Origin of the sequence: Amphritea atlantica, from assembly GCF_018860855.1 — a bacterium.
GTDB classification, from domain to species: domain Bacteria; phylum Pseudomonadota; class Gammaproteobacteria; order Pseudomonadales; family Balneatricaceae; genus Amphritea; species Amphritea atlantica_A.
Genome location: NZ_JAHKQE010000014.1, coordinates 123995 through 140128, shown reverse-complemented (window position 1 = coordinate 140128; position 16134 = coordinate 123995). Strand labels below are relative to the sequence as shown.

The window sequence follows — 16134 nt, the reverse complement described above, 5'->3', positions numbered from 1 at the left end:
TAAAAAAACACTCGCTTAATTAACGGCTTGCAGCGATATTTTTGGAGTATTCCATCGATATATTCAAAATCATTTATAACAAACAATAATAAGCTAATTCCTTATTTATTACCCCACCGTTACTTTTAAATATTAAAAATAAAACAGCGGAACTTTTATTTTCACCATAGAGTCTATCTACTGTAAAAAATTTAACCATATATTATCCACACAAAAAACCCTGATATAAATAATTTAAAAAAGGTAAATCATTAATGAATTCTCAAGCTTCGATTCCCGAAACCCTGCAAAAGCCACTATCGCGCTCTTTGCTGGCATTGCGCTTAGGTGTCTTTGTCGTCATGCTTGTATGGACTCTCGATAAGTTTGCTAGCCCTGCCCACACGGGCGTAATGATGAATAAATTTTATGGCATTGACTGGCTCACCCAATATTTTGCTTACATCATAGGCGCCGCAGAGTTGTTGTTTATTCTGGCTTTTGTTGCCGGACTCTGGCGTCGCTGGACATACATGGGCATTTTAGTGCTCCATACGCTATCAACCTTAGTGGCTTACAATAAATATATGGATCCTTTTAATAATCTATTGTTTTTTGCGGCTTGGCCTATGCTCGCGGCCTGCCTCGCCCTTTATTGGTTAAGAGACTGGGACACTTTGTGCACTATCCCGCAAAAACAAAAACCATCTAAAAACTAATACAGTCTGATAATTACCATGATGACCAACCTCTCATGGTAATTTTTTTATACGCGCCATTTTCCACATATGAACATGCATACCGTTATTACCTAGCCAGATAAAACCCTAGTTCTGTTATGGGTAGTTTGGCCACTGGATAAAATGTCGATGCCACTAATCGGATCATCACCGATTGCCATTGTGGGACTTATCCTCGCTATTAAATTCATACACAGTATTGCAGCACTGATCAAAAAAAACGCCTTAACTTCATATTTTCGCTTTTATTTATTCATTCATTTATGCCGATATTACTCTGCTTTATTCGATATATAAATTAACAACGATCGGCTAACAACAGCGGCATAAACCCTAATATATCGAATAATACAGAACAATAAATCATGCAGGATTTCAACAAACACTCAGCGGCTATCAAATTCCCATCCAGTATCAATATAGGCCCTAATCAAACGGTTGAGCAATACAAAGCGGTCATTCAAACTTGCAAGCTGAGACAACAATGATTATAGTTGTTACTAACAACATAAATTATCAAGGTTTAACTCTATGCCCGCTAATTTAGAGCGTGCTGAAGCGCTATATGAAGCCGTCAACCAACTTATCCGTGTTCATCAGTTCAGGGATAGGGATTACATCTGCTCCCACGATGTATCGGTAGCACAGTGTTATGCGCTTGAAACCTTAGTAAAACGTGGCCCTTTGAGATTGCAGGCACTCGCTGATGAGATGTATCTAGATAAGAGCACCACCAGCCGCGTGGTAGATTCTTTATTGCGCAAAGAGTATGTGCTCAAGCTTCTGGATCCCGCAGACCAGCGAGCAATCCAGCTGTCACTAACACCCGCAGGTGAGGCGCTATACCATACCATTCATCAAGACTTGATTTTAGAAGAGGCTTCGCTCATTAAAGATGTTTCGCCGGAAGTGATTGATGGCACATTAACCCTTATTCAGCAGCTAACAAAGGCTGCACGTGCTCGCTTAGGCTCATAACGCACTTTTTTTAACCTATTAGTTGTCAGTAACAACATTAATCATGGAGGACAGACTTATGCACAACGAAACAATGAACCTACCGGTGGCCGTTATTGGCGCTGGCCCCATAGGATTGAGTGCCGCAGTACAACTACTCAAGCGGGGCTACACTCCCGTTCTGTTTGAAGCGGGTAATCAAGCAGGCGCTAATATCGCTCGCTGGGGACATGTGCGTATGTTTTCCCCTTGGGCATACAACGTAGACCCTGCAGCGGCAGAACTACTAAAACAAAACGGTTGGAGTGAACCCACGGCGACGGATTTCCCCACCGGTAATGAACTGCTAGAGCAGTATGTCACCCCATTAGCCTCTCACCCAGAGATCAGCCCTCACCTGCATCTAAACACACAAGTTAAATATGTTAGCCGACTCAATCATGACCTGTTACGCACTAAAGGTCGCAATGAAGCGCCGTTCGTGCTGCGAGTATCAAGCCCTGAAGGTGAAGAAGATATGATCGTGCAGGCGGTTATCGATGCATCAGGTACCTACCAAATGCCTAATTGGCTGGGTACACATGGCATTCCAGCATTGGGGGAAACCGAAGCCGCAGAGGCCATCGCCTACGGTGTTCCCAATATTCTTGGTTCTGCACGAGCGCAATATAAAAACAGATCGGTACTGGTTGTGGGTGGTGGTCATTCCGCTTTCAATGCACTACAGGATTTAGTGCAACTCGCCGATGAGCATCAAGATATGCGCGTGCTTTGGGGAGTGAGAAATAGTTCAGTCAGCAACGTTGTTCGCTCACCCGAAAATGATGAACTGCAAGAGCGCCGACGCCTCGAAGTACGGATTCAGGAGTTACTTGAGCAGGGACGTATCGAAGTATTTACCGAACTTGAGATTGATACAATTCAACGCAAAAACGGCAAGTTAATCGTACAAAGTGGATCGAAAACGTTACCGCCCGTCGATCGTATCATCGCCGCCACCGGCTTTCGGCCAAACCTTAACCTGCTTGCCGAATTGCGCACCTCGTTGGACCCTGCGACTCAAAGCCCTATTCAGTTGGCGCCACTTATCGATCCGAATATACATAGCTGCGGCTCAGTGCCTGAACATGGCCTAGCCGAACTGTCACATCCTGAATCTGGCCTGTTTATCTTGGGCATCAAGAGTTATGGCCGTGCACCAACCTTTCTGCTGAGAACGGGTTATAAACAAGTTACCGCTGTTGTCTCTGCGCTGGGTACACCCGAAATGTCGGCCATTTGTCAGACATATACAGCAGCCCCCGTAGTTTCTACTTGCCAAGGATGAATAGGTTAGCACCCAAGCGCGGCTTTATTTCTGCGCTTGGCCTCAGTCAACTCGTCTCTTGGGGAACGCTATATTACAGCTTTCCCCTTATTGCCGAAGCTATGGCCGCTGAGTTGGGATGGAGCCGCGCTGATATTTATGGTGCCGCCACACTCGGCTTAGTCGCCTCTGCGTTGGCCACCTATCCGATTGGCGCAATGATTGATCGCGGCCATGGACGCAAGCTGATGGTCGGGGCAACAGTCGCGGCCTCTTTTGTCTTGATAGGCTGGTCTAATATTGACAGCATACTGTCGCTTTATGCCCTCATCATAACATTGGGGGTGCTTCAAGCGGCGCTATCCTACGAACCAGCCTTTGCGGTCACCGTACGGCAACTGGGCACGCAGCAAGCACGTTCAGCGATCACGGCCATCACGCTATGGGCTGGGTTTGCCAGCACCGTATTCGTCCCCTTACTGCAATTCATGCTCGATAATTGGGGTTGGCGTGATGCACTGCTAGGCTTAGCCATGATCAATATCACCATCGCCGCACCACTCTATCGATGGGCCATCTGGCCGGCCAACGCTGACAATCATCCTCTACAGCAAACACCAAACCCAGAAGAAAGCCCCATTAGAGCGGTATTACGCAGCCCACGATTCTACTTACTTAGCGCCTCTTTCTGTGCTTACATGGCGCTCTTTTCCGGTTTCACCTATCACATCTATCCACTGCTGATCGCTCTATCTAGCGACACTCAGTCCGTTGTTTTTGCCATTGCCCTGATTGGCCCCGCCCAAGTTGGCGCGCGCACGCTGCTACTATTGTTCGAAGAGATCAGTATCAAGCGGCTTGGCTTACTGGCGGGTATCGCATTTCCACTGGCGATCTTGATGCTCAAACTACCGCCCTCCGCCTTCACCTTGGCAGGTTTATGTATTCTCTATGGCGCAGCCAATGGTATCTTCACGATTGTGCGGGGTATGGCTGTGCCAGAACTCCTTTCACGCCACAACTACGGCACCATCAACGGTATTATGCTAGTGCCGATGTCACTTGCACGCGCCGCCGCACCATGGTCTATCGCCGCCTACTGGACCCATTCAGGCACACCTAATAGTGCAATACAACTGCTACTCATCTTAGCGATACTGGTGCCGCTGCTGTTTATCGCCGCGATCTACGTAAAGCGCACTCGTTAGCCAGTCCTTCACTACCGATGATCTTTTAGCTACTCAAATTAATGGCGTTCAACCGAGAATTTGTCATTCATCTGTTGTGGATAACAATTAAAAAAACGTTATCGACATGGCTAGCGATAAAAACAAAAAAGCCCGCAACAATGCGGGCTTAGCGGTTTCTAGCTGGTTAGTGCTGGCGAGCAGTTATTCCCACTCAATAGTCGCCGGTGGCTTAGAGCTTACATCGTAAGTCACCCGTGAAACGTGGGCGATCTCATTGATGATTCGACCTGAGACGGTTTCCAGCAGTTCATAAGGCAGGTGCGCCCAACGAGCGGTCATGAAGTCGATCGTTTCAACGGCGCGCAGAGCGATCACGTATTCATAACGGCGAGCATCACCCACAACGCCTACCGATTTAACCGGCAGGAAAACAGCAAAAGACTGGCTGGTTTTGTGATACCAATCGGCTTTGTGCAGCTCTTCTAGGAAGATCGCATCGGCTTCACGCAGAATGTCCGCATACTCTTTCTTCACTTCACCCAGAATACGCACACCCAAACCTGGGCCCGGGAACGGATGACGGTAAACCATATCGTATGGCAGACCCAGTTCTAGGCCGATTTTGCGCACTTCATCTTTAAACAGTTCACGCAGTGGCTCAACCAGATCCATCTTCATATCGTCTGGCAGGCCGCCGACGTTATGGTGGGATTTGATCACATGCGCTTTACCATTTTTAGATGCCGCGGATTCGATCACATCGGGGTAGATTGTGCCCTGTGCTAAGAAATTAACATCTTTCAGTTTAGTGGCTTCTTCATCAAAGACTTCGATAAAGGTGTTGCCAATAACCTTACGCTTAGCTTCTGGATCACTTTCGCCTTTTAGGCGTCCGAGGAACAGGTCTTCCGCATCAACACGGATCACTTTGACCCCCATGTTGCGGGCGAACATTTCCATGACCTGATCGCCTTCGTTCTTACGCAACAGCCCGTTATCCACAAACACACAGGTCAACTGGTCGCCGATCGCTTTATGTAACAGTGCTGCGACCACGGAGGAGTCAACACCACCGGACAGACCTAACAATACTTTCTGGCTACCGACCTGCTGCTGAACTTTTTCGATCAGATCAGCAATGATGTTAGCAGGATTCCACAACGCATCGCATTCGCAGATTTCACGTACAAAGCGTTCGAGGATACGGCCGCCCTGTTTGGTGTGTGTGACTTCTGGGTGGAACTGAACACCGTAGTAGTTTTTACCTGGATGGCACATAGCGGCAACAGGCGCACTCGCGGTGCTAGCGATAACATTGAAGCCTTCTGGCAGATCACCTACTTTATCACCGTGGCTCATCCAAACATCCAACATCAGCGAGCCGTTATTCGCAACCTGATCTTCAATACCTTCCAACAAACGGCTAGGGCTGTCTTCCAAGCGAACTTTGGCGTAACCAAATTCACGCAGATCAGAAGAAACGACACTACCGCCCAGCTGCTCAGCCATCGCCTGCATACCGTAGCAGATGCCCAGCAATGGTACATTTGCCTCGAATACCACTTCAGGTATGCGGGGCGAATCGAACTCAGTAACCGACTCAGGACCACCGGCCAGAATGATACCCTTGGCGTTATATTCACGGATCGCAGAGTCATCCATATCCCATGGATGAATCTCACAGTAGATCCCAATCTCACGTACCCGACGGGCAATCAATTGAGTATATTGTGAACCGAAATCCAGAATCAGAATTCGTTGAGCATGAATATCTTGTGACATTTCGATGACTCCGAAATCATCGCCGGTACCTGCTTCAGGTTAACCTCGGCGATTGGCTGTTTTAGCCGCGTGTTAAAAAAGAAAAAGTGGGAGGGCCGAAGCCATCCCACCTGTTTTAGTCATTTAAAAAGGATTATCCAACGCGATAGTTCGGCGCTTCTTTAGTTATGCTAACATCGTGCACATGGCTCTCGGCCATACCCGCACTGGTGATACGCACAAACTGAGGAATAGTCCGCATCGCCAAAATATCTGGGCTGCCAGTGTACCCCATGGAAGAGCGCAGTCCACCGATTAACTGATGCACAACACCACCCATCGGCCCTTTACAAGCAACGCGGCCTTCAATACCTTCAGGCACTAATTTCTCAGCACCTTGCGAAGCGTCTTGGAAGTAACGGTCAGAAGAACCTGAACTCTGTGCCATCGCACCAATAGAGCCCATACCACGGTAAGACTTGTATGCCCGACCTTGATACAGTTCCACAGCACCCGGCGCTTCATCTGTACCGGCTAACATAGAGCCGATCATCACCGCTGACGCACCCGCCACGATCGCTTTAGATAGATCGCCAGAGAAACGTACACCACCATCGGCGATACAAGGGATATCATAGGCTTTCAATGCTTCGGCAACATTCGCAACCGCTGTAATCTGTGGAACACCAACACCCGCAACGATACGGGTAGTACAGATAGAACCTGGGCCAATACCCACTTTAACACCATCGGCACCGGCTTCGGCCAGCGCAATAGCGGCATCAGCAGTAGCAATGTTACCGCCAATCACCTGAACACCTGGGTAAGTTTTCTTCACCCAAGCAACACGATCAATAACGCCTCTTGAGTGACCATGGGCTGTATCAACGATAATCACATCAACACCGGCTTTAACCAATGCGTCAACGCGATCTTCTGTTTCAGGGCCGGTACCGACAGCAGCACCGACAATCAGGCAACCATCGCCATCTTTAGCGGCATTTGGATGTGTCAGTGCTTTGTTCATGTCTTTAACGGTCATCATACCGCGCAGACCAAAGGCTTCATCGACAACCAGAATTTTTTCGATACGGTGCTTGCGTAGCAGATTACGAACATCATCGGGATCAGCGCCTTCCAGCACGGTCACCAAACGATCTTTAGGCGTCATAATAGAGGCAACAGACGCGTCCAGTTTCTTCTCGAAACGGGCATCTCGGCCGGTCACAATACCGACTAGCTCACCATTATCTATTACGGGGAAACCGGAAAAACCAAGCCGAGCAGAAAGTGCATTCAACTCGCCAACGGTCATATCGGGACTACAGGTAACAGGATCACTAACCACTCCTGCTTCATACTTCTTAACGCGACGAACTTCTGCTGCCTGCTGCTCGATAGTTAAGTTTTTATGAATGATACCGATACCACCTTCCTGTGCCATCGCAATCGCTAGGCCAGATTCGGTTACCGTATCCATTGCAGCAGAGACCAGGGGAACGTTCAGTTTAATGCCTTTGGTCAGGCGTGTCGTCAACGAAACGTCTTTAGGCAGAACCTCGGAGTAACCGGGAACCAGTAGAACATCATCAAAAGTGAGGGCTTCTTCAGCGATTCGCAACATGAGTGAGATTGCCTGTAGTGTCTAAAAAAATAAGACGCGGGATTATAGCCTTTTGTCGCACGTCCGACAATCAAAATGCAGCTATTCCCAACCATTTTTATCCATTTTATCAATTCTGCCAAACAGTCATTACAAACCGATGATCGGTTGGTTTAAGATGCACACTATGCAATCGTACTCACACACCCCAAATTTATCCCGCCATAGCGCTGCACCACAAGCGCTCAGCGTTACCGAACTGAACCGTCAGGTGAAATCTCTTTTAGAGAGCTCCTTCCTGACCATTCATGTTGAAGGTGAGCTGTCGAACGTTGTTAAAGCCAGTTCAGGCCATTGGTACTTCACTCTAAAAGACCGAGATGCCCAAGTGCGCTGCGCGATGTTCCGCAACCGTAATCAGTACCTCAAATACAAAGCCAAAAATGGCGACAAGGTGGTCGTCCGCGCCAAAGTCAGCCTGTACCCCGGCCGAGGTGATTACCAACTGATCTGCGACTTTATTGAGGAGAGCGGTGTTGGCTCGCTACAGCAAGCCTATGAAGCGCTGAAACAGAAACTGCAACAGCAGGGTTTGTTCGATCCGGCCTTTAAGAAGCCGATACCTACGCATCCAAAGCATCTCGGAGTGATAACCTCCCCTACTGGGGCCGCGGTACACGACATTCTTACGGTATTGAAACGACGTTTCCCGTCACTGCCGGTGACGTTATTTCCGACTGCGGTTCAAGGCAATGATGCAGCGGCTCAAATCGTTAGCGCGATTCAGCTAGCCAATGAAGATGGTCGCTGCGATGTTTTGATCGTCGGCCGTGGTGGCGGCTCACTGGAAGATCTATGGCCCTTTAATGAAGAGATCGTTGCACACTGCATCTTCAATAGCCATATTCCGATTATCAGCGCCGTCGGTCATGAAGTGGATGTCTCGATCGCCGATTTCGTTGCAGACTTGCGGGCCGCGACCCCTTCTGCTGCAGCTGAACTCATTAGCCCCGATCAACAACAAATACTGCTGCGGCTACAACAGATACAGCAGCGGCTGGTCCAAGCTTGGAAACGCAATCATCAGCAGCATCTACAGAAGCTCCAATGGACTCGCGCCCGACTGCGCCACCCCGGTGATAAACTCAAAGAGCAAGCCCAGAAGCTCGACGAGCTGGAACTACGCATGCAGCGTGCGGTCAGACTCAACGTGGAGCGACATAAACAGCAGCTCAGTCAATGGCAACAACGCTACCAACGCTGCTCCCCCCAGCCCCGTATAACCGCTGGGCAGCAACGCAAGGATGAACTGCAACATCGGCTAACCACACTGATGCAAGGTTTACTAAAACAGAACCAGCTAAAATTATCCGGCTTAGCCGCTACTCTTAACAGCGTCAGCCCTTTAGCAACGCTCGATCGGGGTTACGCTATTGTTCAGGATCAAACGGGCAAAGTTATACAAGATATCGACCATGTAGCAATGGATAACAGCGTTGAAACTCGGCTCGCCAACGGCCGTTTTATCAGCAGAGTCACTCAGGTTATTAAGGAATAAGGACGCCCTATGCGCTTTGTCAGTTTTATGTTTGCCCTATTATTCAGTCTTTCAGCGGCAGCGATCGACCTACCAACAGAATCTCGAGTACCTGGGGGGATCGCCCTCATACCGCTCAGTGGGCTAGACACGAAAGCAGCCCCATCGGCTTGGTACCGCGGCAACCGTGTCATGGTTATCCCTGCCCAAGACACCACGTATGCGGATCAAGCTTCTTGGCTAGCCGTTATTGGTATCCCACTATCGGCTAAACCCAGCCAAGAGCAACTGATGAAAGCCGATGGCAAACGCTTCCCTTTTAAGATTCAGGACAAGGCTTATAAAGAACAACGCCTGACAATCACTAACAAGCGTCACGTTAATCCCAATACTCAAGACCTCGCGCGCTATAAAAGAGAAAAAGAAGAGATGGTGGCTGCGTTTAAATCTTGGAGTACGCCGGCAATATCCACAGCCCAATTCAATCTACCTGCGACCGGTCGCTTTAGTAGCCCGTTCGGCTTGAAACGCTTTTTTAATGATCAGCCCCGCAACCCCCACAGCGGTCTCGATATCGCCGGCGGACAGGGCGGTCCTATCCATGCGCCTGCTCCGGGAAAAGTGGTTGCTGTTGGCGAATACTTCTTCAACGGCAACACCGTCATCGTTGATCATGGCTATGGCTTGACCACTATGTACTGTCACATGAGTAAAATCGACGTTAAGGTCGGCGATCAGCTTAATACCGGCGACGGTATCGGCAAGATTGGCAAAACCGGCCGCGTGACGGGTCCTCATCTTCACTGGAGTGTTAGCCTGAACAATACTCGGGTAGACCCACTACTCTTTGTGGCCCAGTAGGTCGCAATCAACCGTATGTAAGCAAGATATAAGCAGGCGAATATGGTAGTCTTCGCCGTTCTTTAAAATCGAACCGACAGAGTACTCATGTCTGAAATTAAATTTGAAACAACTGAACAGATCGCTAGCTACGGTATCGGCCGTCAGATGGGCGATCACATCGCAACCCAAAGCTTCGACGGCGTAGAATTAAATGCCGTTATTGCGGGTATTAAAGAAGCATTTGCCGGTGAAGCACTGAGCATCGAAGGCGATAAAATTCAGGCTGCGTTTAACGAGATCCAAGCAAGCATGCAAGCAAAAGCTGAAGAGCAGGCGAAAGTAGCTGCTGCTGAAGGCGAACTGTATCTGCAAAAAAATGCCCTGCGTGAAGAGATTTTCGTGACGGATTCAGGCCTGCAGTACGAAATCATTACTGCCGGTGAAGAAGGTGGCGAAAGCCCTACCGCTGAATCGACTGTTCGCACTCACTACCACGGTACATTCACCGATGGTAAAGTATTTGACAGCTCTTACGAGCGTGGTCAGCCTGCAGAATTCCCAGTCGGCGGCGTTATCGCTGGTTGGACTGAAGCACTACAAATGATGACTAAAGGTGCCAAATGGCGTCTGACTGTTCCGTATCAACTGGCATACGGCGCACAGGGTTCACCCGGCGGTATCCCACCGTACGCAACACTGGTCTTTGATGTTGAGCTGTTAGAAATCCTGTAACTGGGAACTCACATCTGATGTAATAAAGACCGGTCGCGTATGCCCCGGTCTTTTTTTATGGAGAAAACAATGCACCTAAACCTGCAGATTACCGGTAGCGGAGCACCGCTGATTATTATTCACGGCCTGTTTGGCACGCTGCAGAACTGGAGCGGACAAACCAAAGCACTGGCGGAACATTACACCGTCTATGCCGTTGACCTACGTAACCATGGCCGCTCACCTCATACGCAGACTATGAGCTACCCTGAAATGGCCGCTGACATCATCGAACTGATGGATCAACAGGGACTGACGAGCGCCCATATCTTAGGTCACTCAATGGGCGGAAAAGTCGCGATGCAAGTAGCGATGAATAACCCTCAGCGTGTCGACAAACTGATCATTGTTGATATTGCCCCAGTTCAATACCCGAACCATCACAGTGAAGTGTTCGCCGGACTCAATGCTGTCGACCTAGAACACCTAACCTCTCGCCGAGAAGCTGACCAGCAGCTTAGCCAGTCCATTCCTGAACTCGCTGTGCGGCAGTTTCTCCTCACGAACTTATATCGCAACGAAGCAAAACAGTTTGCTTGGCGCATGAACTTACCAACGCTGGAAGCCTGTTACGACGAGATCAGCAAAGCCCCTTGCGGCCCCGCATTCGATAAACCCGTGTTGTTTATTAAAGGCGAAAATTCCGACTACATCACCCCTGATTACCGTGACCAGATACTGGCGCTGTTTCCTAAAGCCGACTATCGAATGATTCAAGGATCAGGCCATTGGCCCCATGCGGAAAAAGCGGCCATCTTTACTAAATTGGTTTTAAACTATTTAATGAAGTAAAGCTGATCGCTAAGCCATTCAGCGAATAGAGCAGGAAAATAGATAAACGCAGCCATGCCTCATGCAACAACGTGCCATTAGCTTACCACTGGGTTATCGCTGCATCGGTGAGGCGGTGCAAAATTAAGGGCAGCTTAATTCTCATGTTAAAGCTCAATCACACCGGCCGCTCTCCTCGCAAGCGGTATAACTTTAAACTGAAAACAATTCATCACATGGATTGGTTAAACTGTAAACGCCCTTATATATAACGCACGTTGAACACTAAGCGGTTTTAACGGACTAACAATAGCAGCTAAGTTCGCAGATTTTTATTAGGCTCACCAAACGGTGATTCGATAATATTTTTGCCATTTTTCACGAAAGGACGCTTCATGTTTCCCATTGATCATCAGATTCTTATTGCTGCGGTGCTGCTGTTTACTGGGGTTATTACCAGTAAGCTTTCCCCTCGGATTGGCTTGCCGGTACTGGTGATCTTCCTCGGAGTCGGCATGTTGGCGGGTGAAGATGGCATTGGTAGAATTCAATTCAACGATGTGGATACCGCTCATGCATTGGGCACAATAGCGCTGGCCATCATTCTCTTTGATGGCGGCTTACAAACCTCGCTATCGTCGATCAAACTGGTCTGGAAACCCGCCAGCGCACTGGCAACCTTAGGCGTGGCGATCACTGCAGGTATCACTGGACTGGCCGCCGCCTATATTTTAGACCTATCACTGCCTGTCGGCTTCCTATTAGGAGCAATTGTCGGCTCAACCGATGCCGCTGCGGTATTCACGATTTTACGAAATGCCGGCATCCACCTAAGCCCGCGCCTAAAATCTACTCTAGAAATAGAAAGTGCATCCAACGACCCGATGGCGATTTTCCTCACCATCGGTCTATTACAACTCGTCACCACCAATGCCATGCCCGGCACAGAACTACTGATCTTATTTGTCCAACAGATGGGTGTGGGGAGTATTATTGGCTTAGCGATAGGCTATCCCGCAGTTAAGCTATTTAACCGTATTTCACTGCAAGCCCCGGGCCTCTATCCGGTCATGGTGTCAGCCTGCGGATTACTCTCTTTTGGTGTATCAGCAACACTCGGCGGCAGCGGCTTCTTCTCCATTTTTATTACCGGCGTCATTATTGGTAATGGTCGATTTGTTTATCAACGGGCAACCTTTCTATTTCACGACGGTTTAGCCTGGCTTAGCCAAATCGGCATGTTCGTGATGCTCGGTCTGCTGGTAACACCTACTTCGCTGATTCAGGTCTGGCGCGAAGGCTTATTGATCGCCTTAGTACTGATCTTTGTCGCCCGCCCACTCGCCGTCGCTCCTCTGCTAGCCTTCTTTGGTTTTAATAAACGAGAAATAGGCTTAGTTTCCTGGGTGGGTTTGCGAGGATCGGTGCCGATTATTCTCGCCATATTCCCACTCATATTTGGCCTACCCCAAGCAGATCTGCTCTTTAATGTTGTCTTCTTTGTGGTGTTAATATCCGCCACACTACAGGGCTCAACACTCCCTTGGATGGCACGAAAACTGAAGCTAATTGAGCCGCCACCTGCTACGCCTTCTGCGACACTGGAAATAGCGGCATTGGCCAATATCGATACTGAAATCGTCCGGTATACATTGGGAGAAAACTCGAAAGCACTCGATCTTACTATCTCTCAGTTGGCTCTACCCGAGGGGGCTGTAGTGGCCATGATAACCAGAGGAAATGATGTATTCCCGCCACGAGGTTCCAGCAAACTACAAACAGAGGATCATCTGTTTATTGTGCTGAAACCCGGCTTGCGGCCATTTGTTGACTGTATTTTTTCAACCATAGCCCCGAGCCTAGCCACCGACCTGCCTAATGAAGAACTACTATTAAAGGGTTCATCCACCCTTGAAGATATCTTCAGGTCCTACGGCATCATTATTGGTCCCTGCGACACCACCAGCTTGAGTGACTATTTAAAACAGACGGTTAAACCATTAGAGATCGGCAACCATCTAAAAATTGAGGCGGCCAAGTTAACTATACAAAGCTTTCAGGCACAGGAGATTGCGACAGTGAGCTTTATACGAGATCCACAGATGCAACTCGGTAAGGCTTAACACCTTCGTCAAAAACAGGGCATTCGCAATACCGATGTCCTGTCCTTCCATAATTATCGATCAGCTCTCGGTCAGCTCTAAGTACCCAAAACAAACTACCTGCCTTTCCCGCCAATCGAATCGATACAAATCATAAGATTGGTTCGATTATTGCTTACTTTAATACCTATCATTAATTCACATTAAATATCTGGGTTGCTAAAACCCATACCAACTAAAATCCACTGGAAAATTTGGATGCAGGGGAAAAAGATGAGCAGAAATGAATCACGTTTGAGTGCAGTTAAAGAAATCACCAATGCTGCACCCTACACCACCACCATGACAGCCCCACTAAAAGAGATCTGGGCGTCTGATGTGTTTGGTCTGCAACAGATGGAAGAATCGCTTTCCAAAGCTGCTTTTAAAGCTATCAAAAAAACAGTACAAACCGGTTCTGAATTAGAGCTAGCCGTTGCTGATGTTGTCGCAGCCGCTATGAAAGACTGGGCCATGGCTAAAGGTGCTAAGTTCTTCTCACACATCTTCTATCCAATGACCAATGCCACCGCAGAGAAGCACGACGGTTTTGTCGTTACCAACGCTGATGGCACCGCAATCACAGAATTTACCGGCAGTTTGCTGATCAAAGGCGAGCCAGATGGTTCATCTTTCCCGAACGGCAGCCTGCGGATGACCAATGCGGCTCGCGGTTATACCGCATGGGATCCAACCAGCCCAGCCTACATCATGCATACCGCTAACGGTGCTGTATTGATGATTCCAAGTGTCTTCATGTCTTGGACAGGTGAAGCCTTGGATAAGAAAATTCCACTGCTACGCTCAAATGCTGCAATGGATAGCGCAGCACAAAAAGTATTGGCGTTGATGGGCGAAACAGAGATCGCTACCCTCAACTCAAGCTGTGGTGCAGAACAGGAATACTTCCTGATTGATGAAAAATTCGCCAACGCTCGTCCCGACCTATTGCTAGCCGGTAGAACACTGTTTGGTGCTTCACCTGCTAAAGGTCAGGAATTCGATGATCACTATTTTGGTGCAATACCTGAACGTGTGCAGGTTTTCATGCAAGATCTGGAAGATAGACTCTATTGTCTGGGAATTCCGGCTAAAACGCACCATAACGAAGTAGCTCCAGGCCAATTTGAGATCGCTCCGTACTTTGAAGCGGCCAATGTAGCCTCTGACCATCAGCAATTATTGATGACTTTGCTGAAAAATACCGCTAAACGTCATGGCTTTATCTGCCTATTACATGAGAAACCTTTTGCCGGCATTAATGGCTCAGGCAAGCATGTTAACTGGTCTGTAGGCAATGCGACCCAAGGTAACCTGCTCGATCCTGGTAACACACCAAACGAAAACCTAAACTTCCTGCTCTTTTGTGGTGCGGTAATTCGCGGCGTGCACAAATATGGATCACTATTGCGGGCTGTTATTGCTTCCGCTGCCAACGACCATCGCTTAGGTGCTAACGAAGCGCCTCCAGCTATCCTATCTGTTTATCTGGGTGATCAACTGGAAAAAGTATTTGATGACATCAGAACCGGTGCGCTTCACGTGCCAACGACGGGTGGACAGATGGATATTGGCCTGTCACAGATCCTGAAATTTGATCGTGACCCAGGCGACCGTAACCGTACTTCACCGTTTGCCTTTACCGGTAACCGTTTTGAATTCCGTGCAGTCGGTTCATCTCAATCGGTCTCTGGCCCATTGGTCGCAATGAATACCATGCTGGCTGATTCACTTGAATGGATTGCAGCGAAACTCGAAACAGCATTGGCGGCTAACGCCGACAAAACAGCAGCTGTATTTACTGTGCTGCAAGAGCTGATGGAAGAGCACGGCAAAGTTGTCTTTGGTGGCGACGGCTACTCTTCCCAGTGGCATACAGACGCTGTTGAGAAGCATGGTCTGAAAAACATCCCAACCACTGCGGATGCACTACCTGCCTTTAAAACTCAGGAAGTGATCGACCTGTTCGCCAATACTGGCGTCTTTACACCAGCAGAACTGGCTAGCCGCTTTGAAGTATATGCCGAGCAATATGTTCTTTCTATTGAAGTAGAAGCGAAACTGGTTGTCGAAATGGCAACCACGATCATCTACCCAGCAGCCATTAACTACTTGTCGAATATCGCCGCGACCGGTGTGACACTGACGTTCTCTCCTGCAGAGAAAGTCGCTGATGCCGCCAATGCGATGATGGCTGCGGTTGAAGAACTCAGCGCAGCATTGGCAACAGAAGAGTTTGAATCTACTGAAGCTCATATGCAGTTCCTTGCAACGGATGTTTGTAGCCTAATGCTGAAAGTACGTAGCGCTGCCGATCAGTTGGAAATGCTGGTTGATGATAGCCTCTGGCCTCTGCCTAAATACCGTGAAATGCTGTTTATTAAATAATAAACACGCGGTATTGCAGTCAATTGCTGCGTTCGACTGAGCGCAGCAATAAAAAAGCACGTTATAACACGTGCTTTTTTTATAACTATTTTTATGTAATCGGCTTTTTAGCTTAGCGTGCACTTTCTATTGGGACCAAAACCCAGT

The 16134-nt window shown here is 48.5% G+C and carries 12 protein-coding genes; 10 read left to right on the top strand and 2 right to left on the bottom strand.

What is annotated here, in order from left to right; translation table 11 throughout:
* The first annotated feature begins 254 nt into the window (after positions 1-254).
* The 4 genes from KO512_RS06440 (at position 255) to KO512_RS06425 (ending at position 4190) form a co-directional block, all read left to right on the top strand.
* Positions 255-698, top strand: a complete 444-nt coding sequence (locus KO512_RS06440) for a MauE/DoxX family redox-associated membrane protein (RefSeq protein ID WP_252734861.1) — start codon at positions 255-257, stop codon at positions 696-698.
* Between the two features lie 552 nt (positions 699-1250).
* Positions 1251-1697: a MarR family winged helix-turn-helix transcriptional regulator gene (locus KO512_RS06435; RefSeq protein WP_215951507.1), complete on the top strand. Its 447-nt coding sequence runs from the start codon at positions 1251-1253 to the stop codon at positions 1695-1697.
* A 58-nt stretch (positions 1698-1755) separates the two neighbouring features.
* Positions 1756-3003: an FAD-dependent oxidoreductase gene (locus tag KO512_RS06430; protein WP_215951506.1), complete on the top strand. Its 1248-nt coding sequence runs from the start codon at positions 1756-1758 to the stop codon at positions 3001-3003.
* Complete coding sequence (locus KO512_RS06425; RefSeq protein WP_215951505.1) at positions 3000-4190, top strand: MFS transporter; 1191 nt, start codon at positions 3000-3002, stop codon at positions 4188-4190. Before KO512_RS06430 ends, KO512_RS06425 begins: the two co-directional genes overlap by 4 nt.
* A gap of 183 nt (positions 4191-4373) precedes the next feature.
* Here the strand turns inward: KO512_RS06425 and guaA are convergent, their stop codons facing one another.
* Together guaA and guaB are read right to left on the bottom strand one after the other, a co-directional pair.
* Positions 4374-5954 (bottom strand): glutamine-hydrolyzing GMP synthase, encoded by a 1581-nt coding sequence (gene guaA, locus KO512_RS06420; protein ID WP_215951504.1) that lies wholly within the window; start codon positions 5952-5954, stop codon positions 4374-4376.
* Between the two features lie 133 nt (positions 5955-6087).
* Positions 6088-7557, bottom strand: a complete 1470-nt coding sequence (guaB, locus tag KO512_RS06415) for an IMP dehydrogenase (protein WP_215951503.1) — start codon at positions 7555-7557, stop codon at positions 6088-6090.
* A 166-nt stretch (positions 7558-7723) separates the two neighbouring features.
* Between guaB and xseA the strand changes: the two genes are divergently transcribed.
* The 6 genes from xseA to KO512_RS06385 all read left to right on the top strand — a co-directional run bounded on the left by xseA (position 7724) and on the right by KO512_RS06385 (position 15987).
* Positions 7724-9094 (top strand): exodeoxyribonuclease VII large subunit, encoded by a 1371-nt coding sequence (xseA, locus tag KO512_RS06410; protein ID WP_215951502.1) that lies wholly within the window; start codon positions 7724-7726, stop codon positions 9092-9094.
* A 9-nt stretch (positions 9095-9103) separates the two neighbouring features.
* Positions 9104-9934 (top strand): M23 family metallopeptidase, encoded by an 831-nt coding sequence (locus KO512_RS06405; RefSeq protein WP_215951501.1) that lies wholly within the window; start codon positions 9104-9106, stop codon positions 9932-9934.
* An 87-nt stretch (positions 9935-10021) separates the two neighbouring features.
* Positions 10022-10648, top strand: coding sequence for an FKBP-type peptidyl-prolyl cis-trans isomerase (locus KO512_RS06400; RefSeq protein WP_215951500.1), 627 nt, complete (start codon positions 10022-10024; stop codon positions 10646-10648).
* Positions 10649-10717: 69 nt separating this feature from the next.
* Positions 10718-11479 (top strand): alpha/beta fold hydrolase, encoded by a 762-nt coding sequence (locus tag KO512_RS06395; protein ID WP_215951499.1) that lies wholly within the window; start codon positions 10718-10720, stop codon positions 11477-11479.
* Positions 11480-11853: 374 nt separating this feature from the next.
* Positions 11854-13581: a potassium/proton antiporter gene (locus KO512_RS06390; RefSeq protein ID WP_215951498.1), complete on the top strand. Its 1728-nt coding sequence runs from the start codon at positions 11854-11856 to the stop codon at positions 13579-13581.
* Positions 13582-13833: 252 nt separating this feature from the next.
* On the top strand, positions 13834-15987 hold the full coding sequence (locus KO512_RS06385) for a glutamine synthetase III family protein (protein ID WP_215951497.1): 2154 nt from the start codon (positions 13834-13836) through the stop codon (positions 15985-15987).
* The last annotated feature ends 147 nt before the right edge of the window (positions 15988-16134 follow it).